The organism is Methylomonas sp. BG-2 (assembly GCF_057766305.1).
Map to the genome: position 1 here is coordinate 1 of NZ_JBYMAP010000313.1, position 3717 is coordinate 3717.

Here is a 3717-nt window from a genome sequence, read left to right on the forward strand (position 1 = left end):
CCACTTTGCTAGATTACCAGAGCCAAGCTGCTGGTAAATTGATGCCACAAATTATTGTTTTAGATAGTTTACCAACCATGCTGCCGTGGAAAACCCAGAACCAAGCTCATTCGTGCCCCGCGAGGACTCCCGGCGGTTTGTAGTACGCCTTTGGCGGTTTTTTGTGCTTTCCCCGGCGACGTTTGAAGGCCATCGGCGCGGCTTGTTTCAGGAATTGGCGGACATGATCGGCAAGCGCCAGACTCTAATTTGAGTGCGCCGGAAACCCGTTCCATCCCGCCGTTCAATTCGCGCCGCTTCCCCGGCTTTGACTTGCTCTAAACCCCCTTCTGTGGCACTATCCCGCGATTTTTCACGAAACAACCAATCCCTTTAAGGAGTCAGCAGATGGCGGGTCGCAATCACCTTTTTGTCCCAGGTCCAACCAACACCCCACACGAAATTCTGAGCGCGATGCACGTGCCGATGGAAGACCACCGCTCGCCGATCTTCCCCAAGCTGTTATCGCCGATTCTGGAAGACCTGAAAAAAGTGTTCCGCACCGAAACCGGCCAATGCTTCGTATTCCCGGCCACCGGTACCGCCGGCTGGGAGGTGGCGATGACCAATTGCTTGAACCAGGGCGATAAAGTCCTGATTTACCGTTTCGGCCAATTCGGCCATTTGTGGGCGGAAGCCGCGCGCAAACTGGGTTTCGATGTGGAAATTCACCAAATCGAATGGGGCAAGGGCATTCCGCTGGACCATCTGGAAGCGCGCCTGAAAGAAGACAAAAATCACGAAATCAAAGCCGTACTGGCTACCCATAACGAAACCTCGACCGGCGTCACCAGCGACATTCCCGGCGTCCGTAAAGCCCTGGATGCTGCCGGCCACCCTGCCCTGCTGCTCTCGGACGGCGTCAGCGCCATCGGCAGCATCGATTTCCGCCAGGACGAATGGGGCGTGGACGCCAGCATCGCCGGTTCGCAAAAAGGCTTTATGCTGCCGGCCGGTCTGGCGATTTTGGGTTTCAGCCAAAAAGCCCTGGCAGCGATCGATAACAGCAACTTCCCGCGCTCATTCTTTTCGCTGAAAGACATGGCGGCGTCCAATAAAGACGGCTATACCCCCTATACGCCTTCAACACCGATGCTGTACGGCTTACGCAAAGCGCTCGAGCTGTTGCTGGAAGAAGGCATGGAAAATGTCTATGCCCGCCATCACCGCCTGGGCGAAGGCGTGCGCCGGGCCGTGGCGGCTTGGGGCTTGCAAACCTGCGCGCAAGCCGGCTGGGCTTCCGACACGGTGACCGCCATTGTGGTACCGGCCGACAAGGATGCGCGCCACGTGATCAGCACGGCTTACAGTAAATACAATATCTCGCTGGGCGCCGGTTTGAACGAAGTCGCCGGCAAAGTATTCCGTATCGGCCATGTCGGCGATATGAACGACGTATCGCTGCTGGGCGCGATTGCCGGTGTCGAAATGGCGATGCTGGACAACGGTTTCGATATCAAGGCCGGTAGCGGTGTCGCCGCGGCCGTCGAATATTATCGCTCGACCGCCAAATAAACCGGCTGGGCCTGGGTGACCGGAGCGTCGCCCAGGTTCTTCTAAAAAATCAGGCGGTTTTATCGGTTGAAATGTCGCAACCGGCACCAAAACGCGACAACGCCGCACCAAAGTACAACCCGCAACCGAGCTTAAGCCAGCGCCACGGATACACGATACCAATAAAAATCAATACCTTATAAAAATGGCATCTGAATTGCTTGATGCTTGGCAACGCAAAACAGGAGCATGCCATGAAACTCAAGCAGTTATTGATATTGCTGTTCGTCGTTCCACCCGCCATTGCCCAATCCAGCGCGGAGGCCCCGCCAAGCCTGTTCGCGCCGGAATCCGCCGCGACGCTACGCCTGCCCCAATCAACTTCTACCGACTGGGCATCCTTCTGCGTATCCTCGGCCTGCGGGACTGAAGGCACTTTCCGGTCCTTGCCGAGTTCTTCCACGCAAACCGGCACACCCGCCGACAAAGCCGGCCGGTCCTTTGAGGTTGGCTTGTTCGATTACCCGGCCATAAGCAGCGGGGCCTGGGCCCTGCTCCCGGATTTCAGTTACCGTCTGACGATATCCGAGTCGGCGGACACGCCCCGGCAAAGCCGACTGTCGGCGCTACCCAATTTGCCGATCGCCACCGCTTGGTTCGGTTTGGGAAGTTTACTGAGTTGCCTGGCCTTGCAACGCAAGCGCTATCAAACTTCTCGCGGCCGCTAAGTTTCCCCGCAAGGGTCGAAATACTGGAATGGGCGGCGACGGAAACCATAATCGGGTATCGGCAATTCGCGCCTGCCGGTTTTGAATCTTCCTAACCGCCGCTCCAGGCTATTTATGCACCCATGGGTTGCGCCAGCCGGGGCGGCCGAGGTTATACTGCGGGCTTCTTCAGTTAACCAAGGTACTCCGCATGCCCAAGCCCAAGGTCTTGATCAGCCGCCGCTGGCCGGCCAACGTCGAAGCGCAACTGCTTAGGCTGTACGACGTAACGTTGAACCCCGAGGACCGGCCTTTGGAGGCCGAAGCATTCCGTAGCGCCCTGCAAACTTACGATGCAATTTGTCCCAGCGTTTGCGACACCCTCGGAGCGGACATTCTCAACGTCGCCAACAAGCGCTGCAAGATCATCGCCAATTTCGGTGTAGGCTACAACCATATCGACATCGACGCGGCCCGCGCGAACGGCCTCATCGTTACCAATACGCCGGGCGTGCTTACCGAGTCCACCGCCGACATCGCGATGACTTTGCTGCTCATGTCGGCGCGGCGCGGCGCGGAAGGCGACCGGCTGGTACGGAGTGGGCAGTGGACCGGCTGGTGTCCGACCCAAATGATGAGCAGCGACGTTACCGGCGCCACGTTGGGTTTGATCGGTTTCGGCCGAATTGCTCAAGCGATGGCCCGCAAGGCGCATCACGGCTTCGGGATGAAAATCCTCTATGTCAAGCCCACTCCCGCCGACCCCGAAGTGGTGAACGATCTGCGAGCGGAGCGTTGCGCCAACGTCGAAGAACTGTTGCCGAGTTGCGATTACGTCTCCCTGCATTGCCCCGGCGGCAATCAAACCCGTCATTTGATCAATGCCGAACGTTTGAAACTGATGAAGCCAAGCTCGCATCTGATCAATACCGCGCGCGGCGATGTCGTCGACAGTCGCGCGTTAATCGACGCCCTGACCGAAAAGCGCATTGCCGGCGCCGGACTGGATGTTTACGAAAACGAGCCGCATCTGGACCCCGGCTTTTTGACGCTGGACAACGTTACCTTGCTGCCGCATCTGGGCAGCGCGACCATTGCCACCCGAGCAGCCATGGGGGAAAAGGTGCTGCGCAATCTTCAGGCGTTTTTCGCGGGCACCGAGCCACCGGATCGAGTGGTGTAAGCGCTCAGTGCCCCATCGACCCCGTTTGACGGTCGTTAATTGCAAGTCTCGATCGCGGTGGCTTGGAAGGTCAAACGTCCGTGCAAGTTGGACAGATTGAAGGTACCCGGATTCGCACCGTAACCTTGGGCACCCAGTGCGCCGGATGCCGCGATGATGTAATTGCCCGGCGCCAGCTTGATGGTCAGGCTTTCCAAGGTATCGTTGGCATTGTTGGAAAACCCGTCCGCCGGATTATGCGAATTCACCGCCGCGACAAAGGACACCGCGCTCCAATTACCCGCCTGATTTCCG

At 58.0% G+C, this 3717-nt stretch carries 4 protein-coding genes; 3 read left to right on the forward strand and 1 reads right to left on the reverse strand.

Features of this window, described 5'->3' with window-relative positions; translation table 11 throughout:
• The first annotated feature begins 387 nt into the window (after positions 1-387).
• The 3 genes from AC3B8H_RS19335 to AC3B8H_RS19345 all read left to right on the forward strand — a co-directional run bounded on the left by AC3B8H_RS19335 (position 388) and on the right by AC3B8H_RS19345 (position 3423).
• Positions 388-1554, forward strand: a complete 1167-nt coding sequence (locus AC3B8H_RS19335) for an aminotransferase class V-fold PLP-dependent enzyme (RefSeq protein WP_488443154.1) — start codon at positions 388-390, stop codon at positions 1552-1554.
• 233 nt (positions 1555-1787) lie between these two features.
• The gene (locus tag AC3B8H_RS19340; RefSeq protein ID WP_488443155.1) at positions 1788-2261 is read left to right on the forward strand and encodes a hypothetical protein; all 474 of its coding nucleotides are present in this window, start codon (positions 1788-1790) and stop codon (positions 2259-2261) included.
• Positions 2262-2451: 190 nt separating this feature from the next.
• Positions 2452-3423, forward strand: coding sequence for a 2-hydroxyacid dehydrogenase (locus tag AC3B8H_RS19345; protein ID WP_488443156.1), 972 nt, complete (start codon positions 2452-2454; stop codon positions 3421-3423).
• Between the two features lie 35 nt (positions 3424-3458).
• Here AC3B8H_RS19345 and AC3B8H_RS19350 read toward each other — a convergent pair.
• Positions 3459-3717, reverse strand: a 259-nt coding sequence (locus tag AC3B8H_RS19350) for a hypothetical protein (RefSeq protein WP_488443157.1), incomplete at its 5' end; no start/stop codon positions are given.

Bases quoted from the DNA above. Each gene is read 5' to 3' on its own strand.
- AC3B8H_RS19340 (WP_488443155.1), top strand. From the start codon at position 1,788: ATGAAACTCAAGCAGTTATTGATATTGCTGTTCGTCGTTCCACCCGCC.
- AC3B8H_RS19335 (WP_488443154.1), top strand. From the start codon at position 388: ATGGCGGGTCGCAATCACCTTTTTGTCCCAGGTCCAACCAACACCCCA.
- AC3B8H_RS19345 (WP_488443156.1), top strand. From the start codon at position 2,452: ATGCCCAAGCCCAAGGTCTTGATCAGCCGCCGCTGGCCGGCCAACGTC.